This is a genomic window from Comamonas terrigena NBRC 13299 (assembly GCF_006740045.1).
GTDB lineage: Bacteria > Pseudomonadota > Gammaproteobacteria > Burkholderiales > Burkholderiaceae_C > Comamonas > Comamonas terrigena.
In genome coordinates, this window is sequence record NZ_AP019749.1 from 3,478,288 (window position 1) to 3,503,937 (window position 25,650).

17 protein-coding genes and 1 riboswitch are annotated in these 25,650 nt (G+C 65.2%); of the genes, 13 read left to right on the forward strand and 4 right to left on the reverse strand.

Annotated elements, in window-relative coordinates:
* The first annotated feature begins 37 nt into the window (after positions 1–37).
* The 5 genes from yjgA to CT3_RS15900 all read left to right on the forward strand — a co-directional run bounded on the left by yjgA (position 38) and on the right by CT3_RS15900 (position 4,898).
* Positions 38–715 (forward strand): ribosome biogenesis factor YjgA, encoded by a 678-nt coding sequence (gene yjgA / locus CT3_RS15880; RefSeq protein ID WP_066536365.1) that lies wholly within the window; start codon positions 38–40, stop codon positions 713–715.
* Positions 708–1,322, forward strand: coding sequence for a molybdopterin adenylyltransferase (gene mog / locus CT3_RS15885; RefSeq protein ID WP_066536368.1), 615 nt, complete (start codon positions 708–710; stop codon positions 1,320–1,322). Before yjgA ends, mog begins: the two co-directional genes overlap by 8 nt.
* A gap of 306 nt (positions 1,323–1,628) precedes the next feature.
* A complete protein-coding gene (locus tag CT3_RS15890) occupies positions 1,629–2,837 on the forward strand; it encodes a multidrug effflux MFS transporter (protein ID WP_066536370.1) in 1,209 nt (402 codons plus the stop codon).
* 238 nt (positions 2,838–3,075) lie between these two features.
* A complete protein-coding gene (locus CT3_RS15895; protein WP_066536372.1) occupies positions 3,076–4,284 on the forward strand; it encodes an ABC transporter substrate-binding protein in 1,209 nt (402 codons plus the stop codon).
* Positions 4,285–4,385: 101 nt separating this feature from the next.
* Complete coding sequence (locus CT3_RS15900) at positions 4,386–4,898, forward strand: GNAT family N-acetyltransferase (protein ID WP_066536373.1); 513 nt, start codon at positions 4,386–4,388, stop codon at positions 4,896–4,898.
* A gap of 160 nt (positions 4,899–5,058) precedes the next feature.
* Here CT3_RS15900 and thiC read toward each other — a convergent pair whose 3' ends face one another.
* Together thiC and CT3_RS15910 are read right to left on the reverse strand one after the other, a co-directional pair.
* Positions 5,059–7,005 (reverse strand): phosphomethylpyrimidine synthase ThiC, encoded by a 1,947-nt coding sequence (gene thiC / locus CT3_RS15905; protein ID WP_066536374.1) that lies wholly within the window; start codon positions 7,003–7,005, stop codon positions 5,059–5,061.
* 319 nt (positions 7,006–7,324) lie between these two features.
* Positions 7,325–7,443: riboswitch (TPP riboswitch) on the reverse strand.
* A gap of 139 nt (positions 7,444–7,582) precedes the next feature.
* Positions 7,583–9,226 carry an acyl-CoA synthetase gene (locus CT3_RS15910; protein WP_066536376.1) on the reverse strand — a complete coding sequence of 548 codons (1,644 nt, stop codon included), beginning with the start codon at positions 9,224–9,226 and terminating at the stop codon, positions 7,583–7,585.
* Positions 9,227–9,520: 294 nt separating this feature from the next.
* Here CT3_RS15910 and CT3_RS15915 point away from each other — a divergent pair, with 294 nt between their 5' ends.
* The 4 genes from CT3_RS15915 to rpoD all read left to right on the forward strand — a co-directional run bounded on the left by CT3_RS15915 (position 9,521) and on the right by rpoD (position 17,175).
* Positions 9,521–10,537 carry a cytochrome-c peroxidase gene (locus CT3_RS15915; protein ID WP_066536378.1) on the forward strand — a complete coding sequence of 339 codons (1,017 nt, stop codon included), beginning with the start codon at positions 9,521–9,523 and terminating at the stop codon, positions 10,535–10,537.
* A gap of 148 nt (positions 10,538–10,685) precedes the next feature.
* Positions 10,686–11,216 carry a Fur family transcriptional regulator gene (locus CT3_RS15920; protein ID WP_083520427.1) on the forward strand — a complete coding sequence of 177 codons (531 nt, stop codon included), beginning with the start codon at positions 10,686–10,688 and terminating at the stop codon, positions 11,214–11,216.
* An 842-nt stretch (positions 11,217–12,058) separates the two neighbouring features.
* Positions 12,059–14,158 carry a DNA primase gene (gene dnaG, locus CT3_RS15925; protein ID WP_066536379.1) on the forward strand — a complete coding sequence of 700 codons (2,100 nt, stop codon included), beginning with the start codon at positions 12,059–12,061 and terminating at the stop codon, positions 14,156–14,158.
* 557 nt (positions 14,159–14,715) lie between these two features.
* A complete protein-coding gene (gene rpoD, locus CT3_RS15930) occupies positions 14,716–17,175 on the forward strand; it encodes an RNA polymerase sigma factor RpoD (RefSeq protein WP_066536386.1) in 2,460 nt (819 codons plus the stop codon).
* Between the two features lie 173 nt (positions 17,176–17,348).
* Here rpoD and CT3_RS15935 read toward each other — a convergent pair whose 3' ends face one another.
* Positions 17,349–18,317, reverse strand: a complete 969-nt coding sequence (locus tag CT3_RS15935) for a tripartite tricarboxylate transporter substrate binding protein BugE (protein ID WP_066536388.1) — start codon at positions 18,315–18,317, stop codon at positions 17,349–17,351.
* Positions 18,318–18,616: 299 nt separating this feature from the next.
* On the opposite strand from CT3_RS15935, the gene CT3_RS15940 reads away from it, so the two are divergent.
* A complete protein-coding gene (locus CT3_RS15940) occupies positions 18,617–19,522 on the forward strand; it encodes an AEC family transporter (RefSeq protein ID WP_066537324.1) in 906 nt (301 codons plus the stop codon).
* 10 nt (positions 19,523–19,532) lie between these two features.
* Here CT3_RS15940 and queG read toward each other — a convergent pair whose 3' ends face one another.
* A complete protein-coding gene (gene queG / locus CT3_RS15945; protein WP_172591778.1) occupies positions 19,533–20,615 on the reverse strand; it encodes a tRNA epoxyqueuosine(34) reductase QueG in 1,083 nt (360 codons plus the stop codon).
* On the opposite strand from queG, the gene tsaE reads away from it, so the two are divergent.
* The 3 genes from tsaE (at position 20,598) to pgaA (ending at position 25,645) form a co-directional block, all read left to right on the forward strand.
* Positions 20,598–21,113: a tRNA (adenosine(37)-N6)-threonylcarbamoyltransferase complex ATPase subunit type 1 TsaE gene (gene tsaE, locus CT3_RS15950; RefSeq protein ID WP_066536393.1), complete on the forward strand. Its 516-nt coding sequence runs from the start codon at positions 20,598–20,600 to the stop codon at positions 21,111–21,113. The two genes, queG and tsaE, sit on opposite strands and share 18 nt — an antisense overlap.
* A complete protein-coding gene (locus tag CT3_RS15955; protein WP_098066429.1) occupies positions 21,110–22,591 on the forward strand; it encodes an N-acetylmuramoyl-L-alanine amidase in 1,482 nt (493 codons plus the stop codon). The genes tsaE and CT3_RS15955 overlap by 4 nt, the downstream gene beginning before the upstream one ends.
* 741 nt (positions 22,592–23,332) lie before the next feature.
* Positions 23,333–25,645, forward strand: coding sequence for a poly-beta-1,6 N-acetyl-D-glucosamine export porin PgaA (gene pgaA, locus CT3_RS15960; protein ID WP_083520429.1), 2,313 nt, complete (start codon positions 23,333–23,335; stop codon positions 25,643–25,645).
* Positions 25,646–25,650 lie beyond the last annotated feature (5 nt).

Sequence of the window (25,650 nt, forward strand, 5' to 3'; positions counted from 1 at the left end):
GCGCTCCCTGCGCCGCCAAGACAATTGCCCCCTCACCATGTCACGCAAACCCACCAAGGGCTACTTCGTACGAGGCAAGTTCGTCGCCGAAGGCAGCGAACTCGACCTTGAACTGAAGGCCGAACTCAAAGGCACTTGGGATTCCACCAAGACCGACCTCAAGCGCGAAAGCGATGCCCTCCAGGACCTGGGCAAGGAGCTGCTCACGCTGCGCCGCGGCCTGCTGGAGCGCCTGCAACTGCCCGACAAGCTGGTCGAAGCACTGGCCGAAGCGCTGCGCATCACCAACTTCGAAGGCAAGCGCCGCCAGATGCAGTTCATCGGCAAGCAGATGCGCAAGCTCGACGAGCAGCAGATCGCTGCCATCAAGGACGCGCTCAATGAACAACGCAACGGCGCCAGCATCGGCAAGCAGCAGACGCAGATTGCCGAGCACTGGCGCGACCGCCTGATCGAAAGCGACGACCACCTGGGCGTGTGGATGGACCAGTTCCCGGCCACCGACACCCAGCAGCTGCGCGCGCTGATGCGCCAGGCCCGCAAGGACGATGCCGCCGCCAAGGCCAAGGCCGCCGAGGCCGAAGCCAAGGGCCTGACGCCCCCGCCCGCTACCAAGGGCCGCGCCTACCGCGAACTGTTCCAGCTGGTGCGCTTCCACATCACCGGTGGTGAAGCTGCCGAAGGCGGTGACGCCGAGGACGATGCCGATGAATGAGCCGGTGCACCAGGCGCCTGCCGCCGATCCGGTGAAGATCGGCATTGTCTCCATCAGCGACCGCGCCAGCAGCGGGGTCTACGAGGACAAAGGCCTGCCGGCACTGCAGGACTGGCTGGGCCGTGCGCTGCACAACCCCATCACCTTCGCCGCGCGCCTGATCCCCGACGAGCAGGCCACCATCAGCCAGACCCTGGTGGAACTGGTGGATGCCGGCTGCAGCCTGGTGCTGACCACCGGCGGCACCGGCCCGGCGCTGCGCGATGTGACGCCCGAAGCCACGCTGGCCGTGGCCGACAAAGAAATGCCCGGCTTTGGCGAGCAGATGCGCCAAATCAGCCTGGCCTTTGTGCCCACGGCCATTCTCTCGCGCCAGGTGGCGGTGGTCCGCGGCAACTGCCTGATCATCAACCTGCCCGGCCAGCCCAAGGCGATCGCCGAGACGCTGGAAGGCCTAAAGGACGCCGAGGGCGTGCAGAAGGTGCATGGCATCTTTGCCGCCGTGCCCTATTGCATCGACCTGATTGGCGGCCCCTACCTGGAGACCCAGGACAGCGTCTGCAAGGCTTTCCGCCCCAAGAACGCGGTGCGCGTGCGCGCCGCCTGACTGCCTGACTGCCTGACTCCGGCGCCGCGTGGCGCCGTGGCGGCCCTCGGCCACGCTTCCAGGGCCGCCCCACTCCCCGGGCGCCCTTCCCCCTGCCGCTCACGTGCCCCCGCTTGCGCACAGCCGGCCGCTTTACGCAGCGTTTACCGGCGGTGCCCAGCCACCTGCAGCGGTCTTGCGCGCCCGGCGCGCGGGCTGGTGCGTTTTCCCGTCCAATCGACCGCTAGCGCCACGCCAAGGCGCTGCCATCGCCAGTTATTCCAGAGCACCCAGCCCGGCTGTGGTGCCTGTCCCTGTTGCCGCTGCATGAAATCGTCCATCGCCCTGACCTTGCTGTTTGCCCTGTGCACCATGATCGGTCCACTGGGCATCGACACCTACCTGCCCTCGTTCCACGCCATCGCCCAGGAATTTGCCGTGGGCCCTGCGGCCGTGCAGCAGACGCTGAGCGCCTATGTGCTGGCCATGGCCATCACCATGCTGTTCTACGGCACGCTCAGCGACACCTTCGGCCGCCAGCGCGTGCTGCTGTGTGCGGCCATGGGCTTTGCCCTCACCTCCTGCGTGGCGGCCTTTGCCACCAGCATCGAGGCACTGATTGCCGTGCGCTTTGTCCAGGGCCTGACGGCCGGTGCCGGCATGGTGGTGGTGCGCGCCATGGTGCAGGACCGTTTCCAGGGCGCCGATGCCCAGCGCATGATGAGCATGGTCATGTTCTGCTTTGGCCTGGCCCCGGCGCTGGCGCCGATTTTCGGCGGCTGGCTGCAGACCCATGGCGGCTGGCGCGCAGCGTTCTTCTTTCTGTCCGGCTTTGGCGTGCTGCTGGCCCTGCTGTGCTGGCGTGCGCTGCCGGAAACCCTGGCGCCCGAAAAGCGCGTGCCGCTGAAGCTGCGGGTGATTGCCGGCAATTACCTGACCGCCCTGCGCAACGGCCGCTTTCGGCTGATGGTGCTGGGCCTGGCACTGATGGCCGGCGCCAATTCGGTCTACATCAGCTCGGCGGCGGAATTCATCCTGAACGTGCTGCACCTGGAGGAAACCTCGTTCGGCTGGCTGTTCATCCCGTTGATCGGCGGCTCCATGATCGGCTCGGCCCTGTCCGGCTCGCTGGCCAAGCGCATTCCCCCCCGCGTGCAAAAGGCCATGGGTTACACCTTTTTGCTGGCCGGCTGCGCCAGCAATGTGCTCTACAACGCCTTCACCGATGCGCCCGTGGTGCCCTGGGCCGTGCTGCCCATCACCTGCTACACGCTGGGCATTTCGCTGCTGATGCCCATCCTCACGCTGCAGGTGATGGGCATGTTCCCGCAGATGCGCGGCCTGGCCTCGTCGCTGCAGGGGTTCACGCAGATGAGCGTGTTCGCCACCATGGCCGGCGCCGTGGTACCCCACTTGTTTCACAGCGGCCTGGCCTTGGCGCTGGGCCAGGCCATCACCGTCTCGCTGGGGGCGCTGATCTGGTGGTGGGCCACGCGCACACCGGTCCCGCAGGCCGACCGCAGCCGCGTGGCCTGAGCGCCCTGCCTGCCGTGTCCACCGGCGCCACCGCCTGCATCGGCAGGGCCGGTTGGTGACCCGAGTTGGTGACCCGCGTTTGCCCCTCACGTCGGTGACCAGCGGCTGGCCTGACCTGGCAAGCCCGGAGTTTCCCCTGCGCACTTGCCCGCTATCCGGCCGCGGGCCGCAGTGCCAGCATGTGCAGTGCAGGTGGCGTTCAGCGCCACGGACCACAACATCTACAGGAGACACTCGCATGCGGCAGCAACTCACGCCCTTGGCCATGGCAATCTGTGCACTGGGCCTGGCCCACGGTGCGGCACAGGCCCAGTTCAAGGAACCGGCCACCGTCAAGATCGGCTTCATCACCGACATGTCCAGCCTCTACGCCGACGTGGAAGGCAAGCATGGCGCCACCGCCATCCAGATGGCGATCGATGACTTTGGCGGCAAGGTGCTGGGCAAGCCCATCGAGCTGATGACGGCCGACCACCAGAACAAGGCCGACATCGCCGCCAGCAAGGCACGCGAGTGGATCGACCAGCAGGACATCAGCTTGGTGTTTGGCGGCACCAACAGCGCCACGGCCCTGGCCATGGCCCAGGTGGCCGCCGAGAAGAAGCGCATCTTCGTGGACAACGGCGCCGGCAGCTCGGCCCTGACCAACGAGCAGTGCACGCCCTACACCGTGCACTATGCCTTTGACACCGTGGCCCTGGCCAAGGGCACGGGCCAGGCCGTGGTGGAAGCCGGCGGCAAGAGCTGGTTCTTCCTGACCGCTGACTATGCCTTCGGCCACGCGCTGGAAGCCGACACCACCAAGATCGTTCAGGCCAACGGCGGCAAGGTGCTGGGAGCCGTCAAGACACCGCTGAACGCCAGCGACTTCTCCAGCTTCATGCTGCAGGCACAGAACAGCAAGGCGCAGATCCTGGGCCTGGCGAATGCAGGTGGCGACACCGTCAACTCCATCAAGGCCGCCAAGGAATTCGGCGTCACCAAGAGCATGAAGCTGGCCGGCCTGCTGGTGTTCTTCAGCGACATCCACAGCCTGGGGGTGAAGAACACCGAAGGCATGCAGTTCACCGCCCCCTGGTACTGGGACATGAACGCCGAGTCGCGCAAGTTTGCCGACAAGTTCATGGCCAAGACCAAGCGCCGCCCCAGCGAGATCCAGGCCGCCGACTATTCCGCCACCATGACCTGGCTGCAGGCCGTGCAGCGCGCCGGCACGCTGGAGGCCGACAAGGTGATGGCCGAATGGAAGGGCAAACCCATCAAGGACTTCTTCGGTGAAGGTGTGATCCGCCCCGATGGCCGCTACGCCCACGACATGTACCTGATGGAAGTGAAGTCCCCCGCCGAATCAAAGGGCACCTGGGACTACTACAAGATCATCAAGAAACTGCCCGCCGACCAGGTGTGGACCACCAAGGCCGAGAGCAAGTGCCAGTACTGGAAATGAGCTGAGTCGGCGACAGGCAACCACCCCGGTGGCTGCCTAGAATGCACGGGCTGCACCCTTGCGGGTGTCAGCCTGTGTTTGTTTCTGCCTGCCGAACTGCCATGGACATCCGCCTGCTTGCCGCCACCGACGCCCCTGCGCTCTGGGATTTTGAAACCGCCCACCGCGCCTATTTCGAGCAATGGGTGCAGGCCCGGTCTGCGCGCTTTTACACCGCCGAAGGTTTTGCCGAGGAAATGGAAGCCTCGCTGCAGCGCCAGCAGCAGGACCAGGCTTTCCACTACCTGATGTGGGAGGGCCAGCGCCTGGCCGGCCGCATCAACCTCACCCAGGTGCGGCGTCCCTATTTCCACAGCGCCGCCCTGGGCTACCGCGTGGCACCGGATTGCGGCGGGCGCGGCCTGGCCAGCCAGGCCGTGGCCGCCGTGCTGCACCAGGCGTTCACCACGCACGGTCTGCAGCGCATCGAGGCCATTGCCCGCCCGGAAAACCCGGCCTCCGTGCGGGTGCTGTGCAAGCAGGGCTTTGTCCAGTTCGGCCATTCGCGCCGCAGCATGGAGCTGAACGGCCAATGGTTTGACCTGCTGCACTTCGAGGCGCACCGCCCGCAGTAAGGCAGACGCGGCGGCGGGACGACGCCCGCATTCGGCACGGGTTGAAAAGATTTTTTCAACCCCGTACCTCCCACCGTTTGCACACAGGCAGCTGCATGCTGCCGCTGCCGGCCAAGCCCAGCGCCCGGCACTGGGCCTACCCTGGTGAGGGCTGTGCGACTTACCGTGCCGTGGTATCCGAGGCAATGGGGATGTAGAAATCCCCGCCGGCCCGGTTGAACTCCGTCGCCTTGGCCTGCATGCCCACGGCAATGCCCTGCTCCGCCGCCACGCCTTGCTGCTTGGCGAAGTCACGCACTTCCTGGGTGATTTTCATGGAGCAGAACTTGGGGCCGCACATGCTGCAGAAATGCGCCACCTTGGCGCTGTCCTTGGGCAGGGTTTCGTCGTGGAAGGCGCGCGCGGTGTCGGGGTCCAGACCCAGGTTAAACTGGTCTTCCCAACGGAAGTCGAAACGCGCCTGGCTCAGTGCATCGTCGCGCGAACGTGCGCCCGGATGCCCCTTGGCCACATCGGCGGCGTGGGCCGCGATCTTGTACGCGATGATGCCCTGCTTGACATCGTCCCGGTCGGGCAGGCCCAGGTGCTCCTTGGGCGTGACATAGCACAGCATGGCGGTGCCCATCCAGCCGATCATGGCCGCGCCGATGGCACTGGCGATATGGTCGTAGCCGGGAGCAATGTCGATGGTCAGCGGGCCCAATGTGTAGAACGGCGCTTCATGGCAGTGCTTGAGCTGCTCCGCCATGTTCTGCTGGATCATGTGCATGGGCACGTGGCCGGGGCCTTCGATCATGGTCTGCACATCGTGCTTCCAGGCGGTCTGGGTCAGCTCGCCCAGGGTGTGCAGTTCGGCAAACTGGGCTTCGTCGTTGGCATCGCTGGCGCAACCGGGGCGCAGGCCGTCGCCCAGCGAGAAGCTCACGTCGTACTGCTTCATGATGTCGCAGATGTCTTCGAAATGCTCGTACAGGAAGCTCTCGCGGTGGTGGGCCATGCACCACTTGGCCATGATGGAGCCGCCGCGCGACACGATGCCGGTGCGGCGCTGCGCCGTCAGGTGGATATAGGCCAGGCGCACGCCCGCGTGGATGGTGAAGTAGTCCACGCCCTGCTCGGCCTGCTCGACCAGGGTGTCGCGGAAGATTTCCCAGGTCAGGTCTTCGGCGATGCCGCCGACTTTTTCCAGCGCCTGGTAGATGGGCACGGTGCCGATGGGCACGGGCGAATTACGCACAATCCAGTCGCGCGTGGTGTGGATGTTTCGGCCGGTGGACAGGTCCATCACGTTGTCCGCACCCCAGCGGATGGCCCAGACCAGTTTTTCGACCTCTTCCTCGATGCTGGAGGTGACGGCCGAGTTGCCGATGTTGGCGTTGATCTTGACCTTGAAATTGCGACCGATGGCCATCGGCTCGATTTCGGGGTGGTTGATGTTGGCGGGAATGATGGCGCGGCCGCGGGCCACTTCGTCGCGCACGAATTCGGGGGTGATGATCCTGGGAATGGCGGCGCCCAGGCTGTTGCCGGCCAGGCGGGCTTCCCGCGCAGCATCCTGCTGGTACTGCGCCATCCATTCGCGGCGGCCGTTTTCACGCAGCGCCACGTATTCCATCTCGGGGGTGATGATGCCGCGCCTGGCGTAATGCATCTGGGTCACGTTGGCACCGCTCTTGGCGCGGCGCGGCTGACGCTGCAGCGCGGCGGCTTCGGCACGCAGCTGGGCCACGCGCGCGTCTTCCTCGCCGCGCTTGCCCCCATCGTCCAGCGCCACGCGCTGGCGGCCCACATAGAACTCGCTGTCGCCCCGCGCTTCGATCCAGCTGCCGCGCACACTGGCCAGCCCCTGGTGCACGTCGATCTGCGCCGCCGGGTCGGTGTAGGGGCCGGAGGTGTCGTAGACGCTGACCTGTTCACCATTGGTCAGTGCGATATCGCGCACCGGCACGCGCAGACCGGGGTGGATGGCACCGCTCAGATAGCTTTTGGTGGATGCCGGAAACGGCTGGCGCGACTGGGTCAGCAGCTCGGCAAAGCGGGCGGTGTCGGGGGCATCGCCCGAGAAGTTGGACGCAGGGGGGGTGAAGATGGCATCAGGGGCGTTCATCGCAGTCTCCATAAAGCGGTTGAAGTACATCAAACGCTCCGTGGAGTGCTGGGCCTGCTCTGATGGCGCCGGAGATGGTCCTGTCCTGGTCCATCCACCAACCGCCTTGCACCCGGCTGCAGCGTCCCACTGGTGGCCCATTGGGGTGGTGCATCCACCGGAATCGGGTGATTCCGGCCAGGGCTGGTGCGCGCTGTGGACCGTCCAGAAAAGACAAAACCCCAGTGCGCGAGGCGCCTGGGGTTTGCTGTGCCTGTGGACGGGCTGCGTGGCGTGTGCGTTCGCACCCCCGCCTTCGCGCCTGCCTGTCCATGGCCCTGCATCAGGGTCCCGCTCTTCTTCCGCCGGTATGAACCGGATCAAGTTCGTCGGGTTCGCAGACCGCTGTTGTCACAGCAGCCGGCATCTCAGCGCTTTCGCACACCCCGGAGCAGCCGCGAGTATAGGCCAGCACAGTGCGCATGCCACCATTTTGCGGTTCCCATTGGGTTATGTGTTTCCCCAGTATGGGGCGGGGTGCACCGGAGCACGCCGGGGCGAGTACCCCGGTCACCCGGCTGCGGTGTATGTCAGCGCCTCACACCGCAATGGCCGTGGCCGAGCCCGCCAGCTTGCGCAGCTCGAACTTCTGGATCTTGCCGGTGCTGGTCTTGGGCAGCTCGCCAAACACGATGGCGCGTGGCACCTTGTAGCCGGCCAGGTGCTGCTTGCAGTGGGTGATGATGTCGGCCTCGGTCACCGTGGCGCCGGCCTTGATCTCCAGGAAGGCGCAGGGCGTCTCGCCCCACTTGGCATCGGGCTTGGCCACCACGGCCGCAGCCAGCACGGCCGGGTGGCGGTAGAGCACGTCTTCGACTTCGATGGACGAGATGTTCTCTCCGCCGGAGATGATGATGTCCTTGCTGCGGTCCTTGATCTTGATATAACCGTCCGGGTACTGCACCGCCAGGTCGCCGCTGTGGAACCAGCCGCCACGGAAGGCTTCGTCCGTGGCCTGCGGGTTCTTCAGATAGCCCTTCATGGCGATATTGCCCTTGAACATGATCTCGCCCATGGTCTCGCCGTCGTGCGGCACAGGCTGCATGGTTTCGGGGTCCAGCACCTGGGCATCGCGCTGCAGGTGGTAGCGCACGCCCTGGCGGGCATTCAGGCGGGCACGTTCGCCGATGTCGAGCTGGTCCCACTCCGCATGCTGGGCGCAGACGGTGGCCGGGCCGTAGGTTTCGGTCAGGCCGTAGACATGGGTCAGATCGAAGCCCATGGCTTCCATGCCTTCGATCATCGAGGCAGGGGGCGCGGCGCCGGCCACCATGGCCTTGACGCCGGCAGGCACGCCTTGCTTCATCGCCGCCGGGGCATTCACCAGCAGCGACTGCACGATGGGCGCGCCGCAGTAATGGGTGACGCCGTGGTTGCGGATGGCGTCGAAAATATTCTGCGGATCGACGCGGCGCAGGCAGACATTGACACCTGCGCGCGCGGCCACGGTCCAGGGGAAGCACCAGCCGTTGCAGTGGAACATCGGCAGCGTCCACAGGTAGACCGCATGCTTGGGCATGTCCCATTCCAGCACATTGCTGATGGCGTTGATGGCCGCACCGCGGTGGTGGTAGACCACGCCCTTGGGGTTGCCGGTGGTGCCGCTGGTGTAGTTCAGCGCAATCGCATCCCACTCGTCAGCGGGCAGCTCCCAGGCGAAATCCGGATCGCCCTGGGCGACAAAATCGTCGTAGGTGGTGTTGCCCAGCGGCACGGCGGCGTCGCCGTACAGCGCGTCTTCCACACGGATCACTGTCAGCGGGGCGGTGGACTTGCGCAGCGGCAGCGCCTTGGCCATCAGGGCGGTGAATTCCGGGTCCACGATCAGCACCTTGGCTTCGCCGTGGTCCAGCATGAAGGCCAGGGTCTCCGCATCCAGTCGGGTGTTGAGGGTGTTGAGCACGGCGCCGGACATGGGCACGCCAAAGTGAGCCTCCACCATCGGCGGGGTGTTGGGCAGCATCACGGCCACCGTGTCGTTCTTGCCCACGCCGGCCTGGTGCAGCGCACTGGCCAGCTGGCGGCAGCGGCGGTAGGTCTGTCCCCAGGTCTGGCGCAGATCCCCGTGCACGATGGCCAGGCGGTCCGGGTAGACGCTGGCGGTGCGCTCCAGAAAGCTCAGCGGGCTGAGGGGCGCAAAGTTGGCCGCATTGCGGTCCAGGTGCTCGTTGTACTTGCTCATGAAATGTCTCCGAAGCGTGTCTTTTTGTGCATTTTGCGCCAACGCCACAACACAGGCTTACAGCCCCTGGCTGCACTCATGCATTCCCAGGCCTCAGCCCGCATGCCACGGACGTGCCCCGCCGCACTTTTGATACTGCGCAATACCACCCGTCAGGTGATGCGGTGCAATGGTTACGCCATCTGGACTGAGTCCAAACCACGCAGAGGATGACGTGGCCGTACCGGCAGGTGGCGGGTGTGCCGCCTTGGCTGCGCACCAGGCATTCACCACACAAGCGTTTGGAAGCACACAATGAAAACCACCCTCCGACCCCTCGTTGCAGCCCTGGCCGCCGCGGCCGCCTTCCTGGCACTGCCCGCCCATGCACAAGGCGCGCAGGAACCCATCCAGCCCATCGCGCCTGCCGTGGTCAAGAACCCGGCCATGGTGGAACTGGGCAAGAAACTGTGGTTCGATCCCCGCCTGTCCAAGTCGGGCTTCATCTCTTGCAACAGCTGCCACAATCTGTCCATGGGTGGCAGCGACAACCTGAAGACCTCCATCGGTCACAACTGGCAGGAAGGCCCCATCAACTCGCCCACGGTGCTGAACTCCAGCATGAACGTGGCCCAGTTCTGGGACGGCCGTGCCGGCAACCTGAAGGAGCAGGCCGGCGGCCCCATCGCCAACCCGGGCGAAATGGCCTTCACCCACGAGCTGGCCGTGGACATGCTGAACTCCATTCCCGGCTACCAGGCGGAGTTCAAGAAGGTGTTCAGCAAGCAGAAGATTGACATCGACCAGGTGACCGATGCCATTGCGGCGTTCGAGGAAACCCTGGTCACGCCCAACTCGCGCTTTGACAAGTGGCTCAAGGGCGATGCCAACGCCATCACCAAGACCGAACTGGAAGGCTACAAGCTGTTCCGTGACAGCGGCTGTGTGGCCTGCCACAACGGCGCGGCCGTGGGCGGCAATTCCTTCCAGCGCATGGGTCTGGTCGAGGCCTACAAGACCAGCAACCCGGCCGAAGGCCGTGCGGCGGTGACCGGCAAGGACGCCGACCGCTTCAACTTCAAGGTGCCCACCCTGCGCAACGTGGAACTGACCTACCCCTACTTCCACGATGGTGCGGCCGACACCCTGGGCCAGGCGGTGGACACCATGGGCCGCGTGCAGCTGGGCAAGAACTTCACCAAGGATGAGAACGCCAAGATCGTGGCCTTCCTGAAGACCCTGACCGGCGACCAGCCCCAGATCGGCATGCCGGTGCTGCCGCCCTCGAGCGACGCCACCCCGCGCCCCACTCCGTTCGACAAGAAGAAGTAACTCCGGTCGGACTCTGACCCTGTTAGCTCCGCCCCGCCACAGCGCGAACTGCGGCAGAGCCTTTCCTCGCGCACCCGGTGTTTTGCCGGGTGCGCTTTTTTTCATCACAATAGCGACCCTGACCTTGATTGCCCGACTGCGACCCGCCATGCCCCCGCGCACCACCGCCACCACTGCTGCCACCCGCCTTGCCTCCGCACGCACCCGTCGTCCGCAGGCGCTGGCTGCACAGGCCCAGCAGCAGGCGCAGGACGCACAGCTGGCAGAGCGCCTGCGCCAGGCAGGCCTGCAGCCCACCCGCCAGCGCTTGGCCATGGCCCGGGTACTGCTGGGTGCGCCGGTGCACATGCATGCCGAACAGGTGCTGCAGGCCGCACGCCAGCACTACCCCAGCCTGTCGCGCGCCACGGTCTACGCCAGCCTGCCGCTGTTTGCCGAGCGTGGCCTGCTGCGCGCGCTGCCGCTGGGGCTGGAACACACGGTCTATGACTCCAGCACCGAAGTCCACCCCCACCTGCTGATCGAAGACAGCGGCGAGGTGCTGGATCTGCCGCCCGACTGCATCCGCTGGGATGCGCTGCCGCCCCTGGCCCCGGGCCTGGAAGTGGCCGCCATCGACATGGTGGTGCGCGTGCGCCGCACCGCGGCTGCGCCAGACGCTGCCGCCAGCGCGGCCTGATCGTCCCGCAAGGCAGGGCCACGCTCCACGCGCCTGCGCGTTCCCGCTCCACCCCACCGGCTTTCACACCCGCCTGGCGATGCCGCCCCGCGGTGGCATGCCACGCCTGCGCAGCCGCCACGGCCTGGCGCTGGCCCGGGGGCCCCTGCGCCTTTGAGACCAGGCGGCCGTGCGGGCATGTGCTTCTGCGGCCGGCATGCAGCCATGCAATTTCTGCACAAAATGATGCTAATCACATACACATTGCCCCCATGCAGCACTCTATTTTTGTGCACGTTCCGTGCCGCACCGCGATGGCAACCGGCCCCAAAAAACTGCAACCCACCCCAATGAATCAATCAGTTAGCGGCATCCACAACCCTGCTAGCACCATTCCAGGGATTGCACAAACTTACGTCTTATATAAGACATAAATTACACAAATAGCGGTTTATGCGTTTTCCTCCCTACAATGCGGCCATGGGTTGTGCAGACCCCGTCCGCAAGGGCAGTCGGCACCGTCCTTTGCATCCTGTGCATCAATGAGGAAACGCCCTGGCATGTACCAGGGCGGAGGAGACTGGCCCGCATCCACCGATGCGGGCCTTTTTTATGGCGCAACGCCCGGCCAGCCGCAGGCCGGCCCTCCAGACCCTGGCGGCTGATGGGCATCCGAGGTGTTTCCGGCACGCCACAGCCACCGCCCCTGACAGTATGTCCCCAAGCGGCGCCAGTCTGGGTGCCCCCCCTGCCGCAACGGTGCACGGCAGGCCCGGCACACCCCGGCGAAAGCAGGCTACTGGCAGCACTTCCGATACTGCTGTGGCTGCACCGGGTAGGCGCCTTGGCGCACAATACGGCCGGTGTCCATCCCCCAGTCTTTCCTCCAGGAGTTGCTTGCCCGCGTCGATGTGGTTGACGTGGTCGGCCGCTATGTGCCGCTGAAAAAAGGCGGCGCCAACTTCATGGGGCTGTGCCCTTTCCATGGGGAAAAGTCGCCCTCGTTCAGCGTCAGCCCCTCCAAGCAGTTCTACCACTGCTTTGGCTGCGGCAAGAACGGCAATGCCATCAGCTTCCTGATGGAGCACACCGGCATGGGCTTTGTGGAGGCGGTGCAGGACCTGGCCCAGCAGGTGGGCATGCAGGTGCCGCAGGACGACATCAGCCCGGCCGAGCGCGAGCGCCAGGCCGCGCAAAAGCGCCAGCAGGCGTCGCTGACCGATGTGCTCGAACGCGCGGGCGACTCCTACCGCAAGCAGCTCAAGGATTCCGCCCATGCGGTGGAGTACCTGAAAAAGCGCGGCGTCTCCGGCACCATCTGCAGCCGCTACGGCCTGGGCTATGCCCCGGCCGGCTGGCGCCACCTGGCGGGCGTATTCCCGCAGTACGACGATCCGCAGCTGCAGGAAGCGGGCCTGGTCATCGTCAACGAAGACGATGACAAGCGCTACGACCGCTTCCGCGACCGCATCATGTTCCCGATCCGCAATGTCAAAGGCGAGTGCATCGGCTTTGGCGGCCGCGTGCTGGGGGACGAGAAACCCAAATACCTGAACTCGCCGGAGACGCCGCTGTTCCACAAGGGACGCGAGCTCTACGGCCTGTTCGAAGCCCGCAACGCGCTGCGCGAAAAAGGCTATGCCCTGGTCACCGAAGGCTATATGGACGTGGTGGCCCTGGCACAGCTGGGCTTTCCGAATGCCGTGGCCACGCTGGGCACGGCCTGCACCCCCGAGCATGTGCACAAGCTGTTCCGCTTCACCGATGCGGTGGTGTTCAGCTTTGACGGCGACGCCGCCGGCCGCCGCGCTGCACGCAAGGCGCTCGAAGGCGCCCTGCCCTACGCCAGCGACACGCGCAGCGTGAAGTTCCTCTTCCTGCCTGCCGAGCACGACCCCGACAGCTTCATCCGCGAACACGGCCCGGATGCCTTTGCCCGCCATGTGGGCGATGCGCTGCCGCTGTCGCGCTTTCTGCTGGACGCCGTCAGCGAAGGCTGCGATCTGGGCCAGGCCGAAGGCCGCGCACGCATGGCCAGCCAGGCCCGGCCGCTGTGGAACCTGCTGCCCGATGGCGCGCTGAAACGCCAGCTGCTGGCCGAAATGGCGGGCAAGGCCCAGCTGTCCAGCAGCGACCTGACCGAGCTGTGGGAGCAGGCCGCTGCCCAGGAAAACCGCTGGCAGCGTGGCGGTGCCGGTGGCGCCAACCCCACCCCTGCGACAGGTTCACAGGCCTTCCCGGCCGCGTCCGTCCCCCCTTCGGCCGAATGGGCACCGCCGGACGCCGACTACGGCCACAGCGCCCATGACGGCTGGGGCGATGCCGGTGGCAGCACGTACACGGGCTATGCCGGCGGCGCGCGCGGCCAGGGCGGCAATGGCTATGGCAACCGGGGCAACTTTCGCAATGGCAACGGCCCGCGCGGCGAAGGCCGCAACGGCTGGGGCAAAAAGCCCTGGGGACGCGACCGCGCCGGCAACACGGGCTGGAACGAAGCCCCGCGCCCGCCCCGCATCGCCCAGCCGCTGGGCCCGGACCAGGCCGCCCGCCTGCTGCTGTCGCACATGGAGTTCATGGAAGAGCTGGCCAACGAAGACCTGGATGCCCTGGTCAGCCAGCCCGCCCCGCACGGCCCGCTGTTCGCCTGGGTGGAGAGCCAGTACCAGGAGCATGGCCCCCAATCCTGGGCGGTGCTGCAGTCCCGCCTGGGCAGCAGCGGCGAAGCCCAGCTGGCCCGCACCCTGATGGACGGCCCCCATGGCCAGCCCGAAGGCGAGCTGCCCGAGCTGCGCTGCGAGCTGCGCAGCGTGCTCAATCTGATGCTGGTCAAGCGCCTGAAGACGCTGGAAGCCCAGGCCCTGGCCGAAGTCGCCACCGACCCGCAGGCCGTGCACCGTTACCGCGCGCTGCAGGAACGCCGCAAGCAGCTGGCGGCGGCACCTGCGCCGCAGGTCGGCGAATAAGAGCGGCAACACGACCCAGCAAACCACAGGTTTGCGGTGGAGACGAGGCGCGAAGCCGCAGACAGTACAGCCGTACGACAAGGCGAAGCAACGGTGAATCAAGGGTTGTGGTTAGCTACTCTAAATACGCTGCTGGGGTCCTGGTGCACCATGCCCCTGGCTGCCGTACGGGCAGGATCAACGGCCATACAGCCCTCAAATTCATCAAAAACCGTAGCATCTTTAGCAAGCCACTATTGATCCGCAAGGTTTTTTTGAAAAAATAACGCCGAACCTCTTGATTTTTTCTGCCGAAGGTATAATTAAAGGCTATTCGGCAAGAGCGACAGCAGCACCTCCGGACCCGGCCCCCGTGACAGAACTCACGCGGATTGCAGCAAGTGCATGGCCAATTCCACCGCAAGGACTGCACACCAAATGTTCGCCCACCCATCTTGCCCCGGGAGCCCGTCCGCTCCCCACATGCCTTGGCGCGTCCATGGCATGTGTTGTGCGCGCCGGTTTTCGAGGCGCTTGCGAGTTTTCTTTGTGTGTCCGCTTTTGACCGTGAGGTATGCATGCCCGTTTCAAAGTCCGCGAAGTCCCAGCAGGCCCCCGATGCTTCCGCGAAGTCCAAGACCTCTTCCACGACTGCAGCTGCCAAAAAGACCGCTGCCGTGAAAAAGCCCGCCTCGTCCAAGGCGGCCGAAGCCAAGAAAGACACCAAAGTGGCAACCAAATCACAAGCTGAACTCAAAGCCCTGGCCGACGCGCTGCTCGCAGCGGATTCCAAGAAACGCGTCAGCAAGAAAGCTGCAGCTGTAGACGGCGACGAAGCCGAAGCCCCCGCCAAGAAGCCTGCCGCCGCCAAGAAGGCCGCGGCCAAGAAGACCACCACGGCCAAGGCCGCTGCAGCCGACACCGACAAGGCGCCCGCCAAGCGCGGCCGCAAGCCCAAGGCCGAAACGGCCGCCAAGGGCGGCAAGCCCAAGGACATGTCGGATGACATGGACGATGCCGATCTGGACGGTGACATTGACGGCGACATCGATGGCGATGTCGAAGTGGAGGCCGAAGCCGAAGTGGAAGTGGAGACCACGACCACCACCGAGAAGGCCAAGCCCCTGCGCATGAAGATCAGCAAGGCGAAGGAACGCGCCTTGATGAAGGAATTCGGCCTGGACGAAACCGTCCTGACCGAAGACGAACTGAACACCCGCCGCCAGCGCCTGAAGGCCCTGATCAAGCTGGGCAAGACCCGTGGCTACCTGACCAACGCGGAAATCTCCGACCACTTGCCCGACAAGCTGGTCGATGCCGAAACGCTGGAAGTCGTGATCTCCATGTTGAACGACATGGGTGTGGCGGTCTACGAGCAGACGCCCGACGCCGAAACCCTGCTGCTGAACAACACCGGACAATCGGCCACCACCGAAGAAGAAGCGGAAGAAGAAGCCGAAGCGGCCCTGTCCACCGTGGACTCGGAATTCGGCCGCACCACTGACCCTGTGCGCATGTACATGCGCGAAATGGGGACGGTGGAACTGCTGACGCGCGAAGGCGAAATCGAAATCGCCAAGCGCATCGAAGGCGGTCTGATGGACATGATGGAGGCCATCTCGGCTTCCCCCGCCACCATTGCGGAAATCCTGGGCATGGCCGAGGAAATCCGTGAAGGCAAGGTCGTGATCTCCACCGTGGTCGACGGTTTCGTGAACGCCAACGAAAACGACGACTATGTGGCCGAAGAAGACTTCGACGAGTACGACGAAGAGGACGACGACGACGGCAAGGGCGGCTCCAAGGCACTGACCAAGAAGCTCGAAGAGCTGAAGAACGAAGCCCTGTCGCGCTTCGACAGCATCCGCGGCCACTTCGAGAAGATGCACAAGGTGTACGACAAGGAGGGCTACGGCTCGGCCACGTACATGAAGATCCAGAAGACGATCACCGAGGAGCTGATGACCATCCGCTTCACGGCCAAGACGATCGAAAAGCTCTGCGATCTGGTGCGTGCCCAGGTGGACGATGTGCGCAAGAAGGAACGCGAGCTGCGCAAGATCATCGTGGACAAGTGCCGCATGCCGCAGGAAACCTTCATCAAGGACTTCCCGCCCAACCTGCTCAACCTGGACTGGGTCACCAAGCAAGCCGCCGCCGGCAAGCCTTGGAGCAACGTCATGGCCCGCAACATCCCGCCCGTGCAGGAGTTGCAGCAGAACCTGATCGACCTGCAGTCCCGCGTGGTGGTGCCGCTGGAAGAGCTCAAGCGCATCAACAAGCGCATGAACGACGGTGAACGCTCCAGCCGCGATGCCAAGAAGGAAATGATCGAGGCCAACCTGCGCCTGGTGATCTCCATTGCCAAGAAGTACACCAACCGTGGCCTGCAGTTCCTGGACCTGATCCAGGAAGGCAACATCGGCCTGATGAAGGCGGTGGACAAGTTCGAATACCGCCGCGGCTACAAGTTCTCGACCTATGCCACCTGGTGGATCCGCCAGGCCATCACGCGTTCCATCGCGGACCAGGCCCGCACGATCCGCATCCCGGTGCACATGATCGAAACCATCAACAAGATGAACCGCATCTCGCGCCAGCACTTGCAGGAGTTTGGCTTCGAGCCCGATGCGTCCATCCTGGCGGCCAAGATGGAGATCCCCGAGGACAAGATCCGCAAGATCATGAAGATCGCCAAGGAGCCGATCTCGATGGAAACCCCCATCGGCGACGACGACGATTCGCACCTGGGCGACTTCATCGAGGACGGCAACAACACCGCCCCCATCGATGCCGCCATGCAGGCCGGCCTGCGCGACGTGGTCAAGGACATCCTCGATGGCCTGACCCCCCGCGAAGCCAAGGTGCTGCGCATGCGCTTCGGCATTGAAATGTCCACCGACCACACGCTGGAAGAAGTGGGCAAGCAGTTCGACGTGACGCGCGAGCGCATCCGCCAGATCGAAGCCAAGGCACTGCGCAAGCTGAAGCACCCCAGCCGCAGCGACAAGCTGCGCAGCTTCATCGATTCGCTGTAAGCGCCAGCCTCCTCCCGCACCGTGTGCGGGAGCGATTCACCAAAGCCTGCCGGCCACCGCCGCGCAGGCTTTTTCATGTGCCCTGCCGCATGCCCCGGCGGCCCTGCTGCAGGGAATCTCCGGGCACAAAAAAGCCGCGCACTGCGCGGCTTTTTTTCCAGCTCAGGTGGCGCTCATTCCAGCGTCAGCTTCTGCTTGGCCACCACTTCCTTGTAGATGGTGAGTTCGTCCTTGGTTTCCTTGGCGAACTGCTCGGGCGTGTTGCCCACGATGACCGAGCCCGTGTCTTCGATGCGCTTGCGGATGGCGGGATCCTGCAGCGCCTTGCGGGTGGCGGCATTGATCTTGTCCACCACTTCCTTGGGCATGCCCTTGGGGCCGATCAGGCCGTAGAAGGCCATGCGGTTCACCGGCTCCAGGCCCACTTCCTTGAAGGTGGGCACATCGGGCAGCACGCTCAGGCGCTGGGGGGCCGCCACGGCGATGGCCACCAGACGCTTGTCCTTGATGAAGGGCAGTGCCGAAGGCAGGTTGTCCAGAATCATCGGGATCTGGTTGGCCACAGCGTCGTTCAGGGCCGGGCCCGCGCCACGGTAGGGTACGTGGGTCATTTCGATGCCGGTCAGGCTCTTGTACAGCTCCATCAGCATGTGCTGGATGCCGCCCGTACCCGAGGAACCGTAGGAATACTTGCCGGGATTCTTCTTGAGCTCGGCTTCAAATGCCTTGTAGTTGGCCGCACCGGCGAACTTGGGGTTCACCGCGATCACATTGGGCGTGGCCGCAATGTTGACGATGGGGGTGAAGGCCGTCAGCGGGTCATAGGGGTTCTTGGGGTTGATGGCCGGGTTGGTGGCCATGGTGGACACGGTGGCAATACCCAGGTTGTAGCCATCGGCCTTCTGGCGCGAGGTTTCCAGCGCGCCAATGACGCCGCCGCCACCGCCACGGTTTTCCACGATCACCGGCTGGCCCAGCTCCTTGGACAGGGGCTCGGAAATCACGCGCGCGATGATGTCGGTGGTGCCGCCGGCCGCAAACGGCACCAGCAACTTGATGGGTTTGTTGGGGAACGATGCATCAGCCATGGCGGCCGAACCGGCCAACGCCAACACAACACCCATCCAGCAACGACGATCCATGAAAGTACTCCTCAATTCTGTCTCCAAGGGGGGAATGGCGATGCTAAAGCGCCCTTTTATCCAGCCGACCACTGGCAATGGCCAAATACCTAGGTGTTTACCCCCGACTAGCGCAAACACTGACAAAAGCTGACATCGCAGGCCCTGTTTCTGCGCTAGGCATGCCGGGTTTTCACGCAGATTCGCGCCGTGGGCCGCTGTGCGCCGTCGCCGCAGCGCGGCATCGCTTGTCACTTCCGTGGCAGGGCCATCGCACCCCTGCTCCGGTGCTGCGCATTCCCGGCGTATGCTTGGCGCCCGTGAATTACGCCCAGCTCCTCTTCCCCGATTTCTCCCTGATTCTGCTGGGCTACCTGCTGTGCCGGTTCACGCCGCTGAACCGCAGCGTCTGGCAAGGCGCCGAAGCACTGGTGTACTACCTGCTGTTTCCGGTGCTGCTGTTTCACTCAATCGTCAAAAGCCCGCTGGACTGGGCGGCCACCTCCAATCTGATTGCGGCCGGCGTGCTGTCCGGCCTGGTGGGCGTGGCCCTGGCATACAGCCTGCCCTGGTGGCCGGGCCTGAAAGGCCATGTGAACCTGCGCGACCACGCCAGCGCGGCCCAGGTGGCGTTCCGCTTCAATTCTTTCATCGGCCTGGCGCTGGCCGACCGGCTGGCCGGGCCCGAGGGGCTGCTCTATATCTCGGTGCTGATCGGCTTTTGCGTCCCCATGTTCAACATCGCAGCCGTCTGGCCCATGGCCCGTGCGGGAGAACACAGCTTCTGGGGCCAGTTGGTGCGCAACCCGCTGATCGTGGCTACGGTCTGCGGTCTGGTGGCCAATCTGTTGGGCTTTCGCATGCCCAGCTGGCTGGAGCCACCGGTCAGCCGCATTGGCGCCGCCTCCATCGCACTGGGACTGATGTCCGCCGGTGCCGGCATGCAACTTGGCCTGCTGACCCACGCCAAGCGCCTGAGCGTGGGCGTGCTGGCCATCCGCCACTTCATCCAGCCGCTGATTGCGCTGGGTGCCATCCACCTGCTGGGCCTGGAAGGCACGCAGGCGCTGATCCTGCTGCTGTTCTCGGCCATGCCTACGGCCAGCACCTGCTATGTGCTGGCGGCGCGCATGGGCTACAACGGGCCGTATGTGGCGGGTCTGGTGACGCTGTCCACGGTGTTGGGGGTGGCCAGCCTGCCGTTTGCGCTGTCGCTGGTTCCTTAGCGCTCTACGCCTAGGCGCACTGCGCCAGCGCCCACTGCACATGCTCGCGCAGCAGGTCGCTGGGGTGGGCGGCCTGGGCCGCCAGGGCGGACTGCACCGCATCGCGCTCGGCGCCGGCCGGCAGGCTGCGCAGCGCATTGCCCATGGCCACGGCGATGTTGCGCTGCCAGCGCGCATGGCCGATGCGGCGGATGGGGCTGCCTTCGGTGCGGCGCAGAAACTGCGCTTCATCCCAGGCGAACAGCTGCACCAGGCTGCTGCCGGCCAGACCGTCGCGCGCATCGAAGTCCGCCAGGCGGCTGGGCTGGGCAAACTTGTTCCACGGGCAGGCCAGCTGGCAGTCATCGCAGCCGTAGATGCGGTTGGCCAGTTGCGGGCGCAGTTCCAGCGGAATGGGGCCGTCGTGCTCGATGGTCAGGTAGGAAATGCAGCGGCGCGCATCCACCTGGTGCGGCGCCACGATGGCACCGGTGGGGCAGGCCTGCATGCAGGCGCTGCAGCTGCCGCAGTGGCCGCTGACCGGTTCGGTCGGCTCCAGCGCCATGTCCACCAGGATTTCACCCAGAAAGAACATGGAGCCGGCCTCCCGGCTGAGCACCAGCGTGTGCTTGCCGCGCCAGCCCTGGCCGCTGCGCTGGGCCAGCTCGGCCTCCAGCACCGGCGCGGAGTCGGTGAACACGCGGTGGCCGAAGGGGCCGATCTCCTGGGCGATGCGGTCGGACAGCTTCTGCAGCCGCGCCCGCAGCACCTTGTGGTAGTCCCGCCCCCGGGCGTAGACCGAGACGATGCCCTCCTGCGGACGCTGCAGGCGCTCGAACTCCACGGCCTGCCAGCCCGCCGGGGTGGTCTGGGGCAGATAATCCATGCGGGCGGTGATCACGCTCAGCGTGCCCGGCACCAGTTCGGCCGGGCGGGCACGCTTGAGGCCATGGCTTTCCATATAGTGCATCTCGCCATGGCAACCGGCGGCCAGCCATTGCAGCAGCCCAGGCTCTGCAGAGGACAAGTCGACACCGGCCACGCCAATTTGGGAAAATCCCAACTCGCGAGCCCAGTCTTGTATGTGAGGAACGAGTTGACTGCTGCAGACCATAACCCCGCTATTTTAGAAATGACGCTCTCCCTTGCCTCGCGCCAGCTTATTTGGCACAGCGAGGACGACACCGCCGCCTTTGCCCGCCAGCTGGCCGCACTGCCCCAGCTGAGCAATGCCTACATCACCTTGCATGGCGACCTGGGCGCCGGCAAGACCACCTTTGTGCGCCATCTGCTGCGCACCCTGGGCGTGAGCGGCCGCATCAAAAGCCCTACCTATGCCGTGGTGGAACCGCATGAATGCGCAGCCATGCCGGTGTGGCACTTTGATTTCTACCGTTTTGACGATCCGCGCGAGTGGGAAGATGCCGGTTTTCGGGACATCTTTGCCAGCGATGGCCTGAAACTGGCAGAATGGCCGGAAAAGGCCGCAGCGCTCACGCCTCCTGCGGACATAGCTATCCATATCGAAGCAATTGATGACACGCAGCGCCGCGTGAGCTTGCATGCCCATACGCAGGCTGGCGCCCAGATGCTGCAGCAATGGCCCGCATGAGTGACGACACCACTAACCGTCCCGCCCCTTCTTCCCCGCTGACCCGCCGCCATCTGCTGCAGGCCGGCTCGCTGGTGCTGCTGCTCGGCAGCCAGCAGATCGCCCGTGGCGCCAGCATCGTGGCGGTGCGCGTCTGGCCTGCGCCGGAGTATTCCCGCGTCACGCTGGAATCCGACACGCCGCTGGTGGCCAAGCAGTTCTTCGTGGCCTCGCCGCCCCGGCTGGCGGTGGACATCGAAGGCATCGACCTGAACCCGGCCCTCAAGGACCTGGTGGCCAAGGTCCGCCCCGACGACCCGAACATCAAGGCCATCCGTGTGGGCCAGAACGCGCCCAATGTGGTGCGACTGGTCATCGACCTCAAGCAGGAAGCCGTGCCCCAGGTCTTCACCCTGCAGCCGGTGGCGGCCTACCAGCACCGGCTGGTGTTCGACCTCTACCCGGCCAAGGCCGTGGATCCGATGGAAGCGCTGATCAGCGAGCGCCTGCGCGACGCCGGCCCGCAGACCGCACAATCCCACCAGCCCGCCATGGGCAGCGGCGTGCCGCCTGAAGCTGACCCGCTGGGCGACCTGATTGCCCAGCATGGCAACAGGCCGGCCCCCAGCGTGCCGGCCAAACCTGCGCCGGCCCCGGCACCTGCCACGCCCCCTTCGGTGGTGGCCACGGCACCCACGCCCCCTGTCACACCGCCGCCCGAACCGGCACCTTCCAAGCGTCCGGTCGGCCCCACGGTGGCCACGGCCCAGCGCACGGACCGCATCATCATCGTGGCCCTCGACCCCGGCCATGGTGGCGAAGACCCCGGCGCCATCGGCCCTGGCGGCACGCGGGAGAAGGATGTGGTGCTGCGCATTGCCCATCTGCTGCGGGACCGCATCAACGCCAGCAGCGTGGGCGGCAGCCCCATGCGCGCCTTCCTGACGCGCGATGCCGACTTCTTCGTGCCCCTGGGCACGCGGGTGGAAAAAGCCCGGCGCGTGCAGGCCGATCTGTTCATCAGCATCCATGCCGATGCCTTCACCACGCCCGCCGCCAAAGGCGCCAGCGTGTTCGCCCTGAGCCAGAAAGGCGCCTCCAGCACGGCCGCGCGCTGGCTGGCCAACAAGGAAAACCAGGCCGACCTGGTGGGCGGACTGAACGTCAAAAGCCAGGATCGCAATGTGCAGCAGATGCTGCTGGACATGAGCACCACGGCCCAGATCAACGACAGCCTCAAGCTCGGCTCCCATCTGCTGGGCCAGATTGGCGACATGGCCAAGCTGCACAAGCCGCGGGTGGAGCAGGCCGGCTTTGCCGTGCTCAAGGCCCCCGACATTCCCAGCGTGCTGGTGGAAACCGCCTTCATCAGCAACCCGGAAGAAGAGGCCAAGCTGCGCAGTGCGGCCTACCAGACCCAGCTGGCCGATGCGCTGATGCGCGGCATCAAGCTCTACTTCGCCAAGAACCCGCCGCTGGCCCGCAGCCGCACGGTGTAAACCGACGGCCCCCGCGCCCCGACCAGGCCCATCCCCCGGATGGGCCTTTTGCTTGGCCGCCCCCGGCCTTTCCGGCCCTGCGCGTTGGCCGCAAACGACAGTCGACCCATACCCCTGCTTACACCGTCTGACGGGCGTTCACGGTGGGTATGACCGTCCTTTTGCCACCCTTTTCGCCGCCCTTTTCGCCGCCCTTTTCCTCCTTGCGGCAGCGAGCCGGCCCACGCCTTTGAGGCCAATCTGCGCTGGCCTGTCCCGGGGGGCTACGCCATCGGGCGCACCGCACCCTGGCACACACGTCCCGGTCTGAAACAACGTTTGCCACCTACAAAGCGGTAGGACTGGTCCGAAGTACCGCGGCGCACCAGAGCATAAAAATCAACTATCGATCCATAGATTTTCATCATCTCTATGCATTTCACCCTCCGTCTCTGCCGTGGCTGCGGATCGCCAGAGAGGAACAGCCGGTGCATTGATTTCTCACACAGCGCTTGAGATTTACAGGTGGTGCACGCTCACTTCACAGCAGCCAATCCTGTCGCCGCATCCCCGCCTTGCCAGCACCGCCACACCTTAGTGCAAACCCTAGGAAACATCAAATAAACGTCATTACCCATCCAAAGTCGCATCGGTTTTGCAAGGAAAAGTGCTTGAATACATGAATCAAATGCAAGCATCTACTTACATAGAAATTTTCAATTCTTGCGCACCGCATTGCCCATACGAGAGAGGCCATTTCCCATGCACATACGCTCTGCATCCAGCCCTTTCCTGCAGCGAGTGCCCCGGGCCATTTCTGTCGCCGTGCTGGTGACCTGCCTGGGCAGCGCCGCACTGGCACAAACGCCCTCCGCCCCGGCTGCCCGGGACCAGTTGCTGCAGCTGGCGCAGCAAAAGCGGGACGCCCAGCAGTGGGACGAAGCGCTGGCGTACTACCGCCAGGGCCGTGCGCAATACCCCCGGGACACGGCCTTCCAGTATGGCGAGATCTATGTGCTGACCGACAGCGGCCAGCAGGCGCAGGCCAGTGCCCTGGCCGATGGCGTGCTGCGCCAGGCCCCTGACAGTGCCGACGCCCTGCTGGTCAAGGCCTATACGCAGCTGCGACAAAACGGCAGCTTTGCGGCCCTGGAATATGTCGACCGGGCGCAGCAGATCGCCCCCGGCCAGGGCTATGTGCTGCGTGAATACATTTTTGCGCTGCAGCGGGCGGGCATGGCCCACCAGGCACTGGAACTGGCCGCGCGCCAGCCCGGCCTGCTTACCCCCGCCCAGTTCCGTACCCTGCAGGCCGATGAAGCGGCCGAGTGGGTGCGCTTTTCCCGCGTTACCGCCCGCAGCGAAGCCGAGCGCTTCGCGGTCGCCGACCAGGCCCTGGCACGCTACGACGCACTGCTGGCGCAATGGGCGGCACAGGGCCCGGAGACGGCGCCGCTGATCCAGCAGGCACGCATCGACCGGCTGCAGGCCCTGCATTCACGCGCCTACATGTCCGAGCTGGTGCGGGAATACGAAGACCTGCAGGCCGCGGGCGTGGACATCCCGGTCTTCGCCTTGGGTGATGTGGCATCGGCCTATCTCTACCTGCGCCAGCCCGAACAGGCCGAAGCGATCTACCGGAAACTGGCGGCATCCGGCTATATGCGCAACGACGACCAGGCACGTCTGGCCCAGGACCAGGGGCTGCTGTACGCCTATACCGACCAGGACCGGCTGGCCGAAGCACAGCAGCATGTGCGCGCCATGCAGCAGGACTATGCCAAGTGGCGCTATGTGGAAGGCGAAAAATCCAATGTGCCCAACGAGTCCTATCTGGAAGTGCAGCACACCGCCATCATGGTGGACCTGTATGCCAACGACCTGGCGGGCGGGCAGGCCCGGCTCAAGGATCTGGTGGATGCCGCTCCCTGGAACAACAGCCTGCGCACCGACCTGGCCTGGGCCTACCGCATGCGGGGCTGGCCGCGCCTGGCCGAGCAGGAACTGAAGATTGCCGAAGGCTACGAGCCGCGCGACCTGAATGTGGAAACCCACCAGGGCCAGACGGCGCTGGTGCTGCAGGAATGGCGCCAGGCCGAGCTGCTGAGCGCCGACACCATTGGCCGCTTTCCGGAAGCTCCCTCCGCCAAGCGCCTAGCCCGCGCCTGGGAGGTCCACAACATGGCGGAACTGCAGGTTTCCGGCTACAAGGGGCTGAGCAGGGGCGGCAGCAACGGCGACGGCAACCCCGTGTTCGGCAGCCGCGACTTCGGGCTGGAGACCACGCTCTACACCCCGCCGCTGAACTACAACTGGCGTCTGTTTGCAGGGGCGGGACACCGCACCGGCAACTTCCCCGAAGGCAAGGGGCAACAGAACTTCGGCCGTGTCGGCCTGGAGTGGCGCAGCCGCGACTGGTGGGCCGAGGCCGAAGTCTCCAGCAGCAGCTTCGGGCAGGGCTCCAAGACCGGGGCACGCGTGGCGGCGGCCTATGACATCGACGACCACTGGCAACTGAGCGCTGCGGCCAACTGGCGCTCCCGTGCCACACCGCTGCGCGCCCTGCACAACGGCATCACCAGCAACAGTGTGGAACTGGGCCTGCGCTGGCGCCAAAGCGAGCTGCGGGAGTGGAGCGTCGGCATCACCCCGTCGCGCTTCAGCGATGGCAACCACCGCACCGAGCTGCTGGTCACCGGCAAGGAACGCCTGCTGACCCGCACCACCTGGTTCCTGGACCTGGGGATCGAGGGCTACGCGGCGCGCAACTCCCGCACCGATGTGCCGTACTACAGCCCGCGCCGTGAAGTGGGGCTGATGCCTTCGCTGCAATGGAACCACACGATCTACCAGCGCTATGAAACGCAATGGACCCAGAAAGCCAGCATCGGCCTGGGTGGGGTGCACCAGCAGGGCTATGGCACGGGCGCCGCGCAATTCATCAGCTACGGGCAGCGCTACAAGCACAACGATGTGCTGGAGATGGGGGCCACGCTGTCTGTACTGCGCCGCCCCTATGACGGGGTGCATGAGCGCGAATGGCGTCTTGTGTTTGATCTGACTTACCGATTCTGAAGCAA

Excerpts from the sequence above, each read along its gene's own strand:
- CT3_RS15920 (WP_083520427.1), top strand. The coding sequence starts at position 10,686 with ATGCCCCCGCGCACCACCGCCACCACTGCTGCCACCCGCCTTGCCTCC.
- thiC (WP_066536374.1), bottom strand. The coding sequence starts at position 7,005 with ATGAACGCCCCTGATGCCATCTTCACCCCCCCTGCGTCCAACTTCTCG.
- CT3_RS15900 (WP_066536373.1), top strand. The coding sequence starts at position 4,386 with ATGGACATCCGCCTGCTTGCCGCCACCGACGCCCCTGCGCTCTGGGAT.
- CT3_RS15895 (WP_066536372.1), top strand. The coding sequence starts at position 3,076 with ATGCGGCAGCAACTCACGCCCTTGGCCATGGCAATCTGTGCACTGGGC.
- CT3_RS15910 (WP_066536376.1), bottom strand. The coding sequence starts at position 9,226 with ATGAGCAAGTACAACGAGCACCTGGACCGCAATGCGGCCAACTTTGCG.
- CT3_RS15915 (WP_066536378.1), top strand. The coding sequence starts at position 9,521 with ATGAAAACCACCCTCCGACCCCTCGTTGCAGCCCTGGCCGCCGCGGCC.
- CT3_RS15890 (WP_066536370.1), top strand. The coding sequence starts at position 1,629 with ATGAAATCGTCCATCGCCCTGACCTTGCTGTTTGCCCTGTGCACCATG.
- pgaA (WP_083520429.1), top strand. The coding sequence starts at position 23,333 with ATGCACATACGCTCTGCATCCAGCCCTTTCCTGCAGCGAGTGCCCCGG.
- CT3_RS15955 (WP_098066429.1), top strand. The coding sequence starts at position 21,110 with ATGAGTGACGACACCACTAACCGTCCCGCCCCTTCTTCCCCGCTGACC.
- mog (WP_066536368.1), top strand. The coding sequence starts at position 708 with ATGAATGAGCCGGTGCACCAGGCGCCTGCCGCCGATCCGGTGAAGATC.
- rpoD (WP_066536386.1), top strand. The coding sequence starts at position 14,716 with ATGCCCGTTTCAAAGTCCGCGAAGTCCCAGCAGGCCCCCGATGCTTCC.
- CT3_RS15935 (WP_066536388.1), bottom strand. The coding sequence starts at position 18,317 with ATGGATCGTCGTTGCTGGATGGGTGTTGTGTTGGCGTTGGCCGGTTCG.
- queG (WP_172591778.1), bottom strand. The coding sequence starts at position 20,615 with ATGGTCTGCAGCAGTCAACTCGTTCCTCACATACAAGACTGGGCTCGC.
- yjgA (WP_066536365.1), top strand. The coding sequence starts at position 38 with ATGTCACGCAAACCCACCAAGGGCTACTTCGTACGAGGCAAGTTCGTC.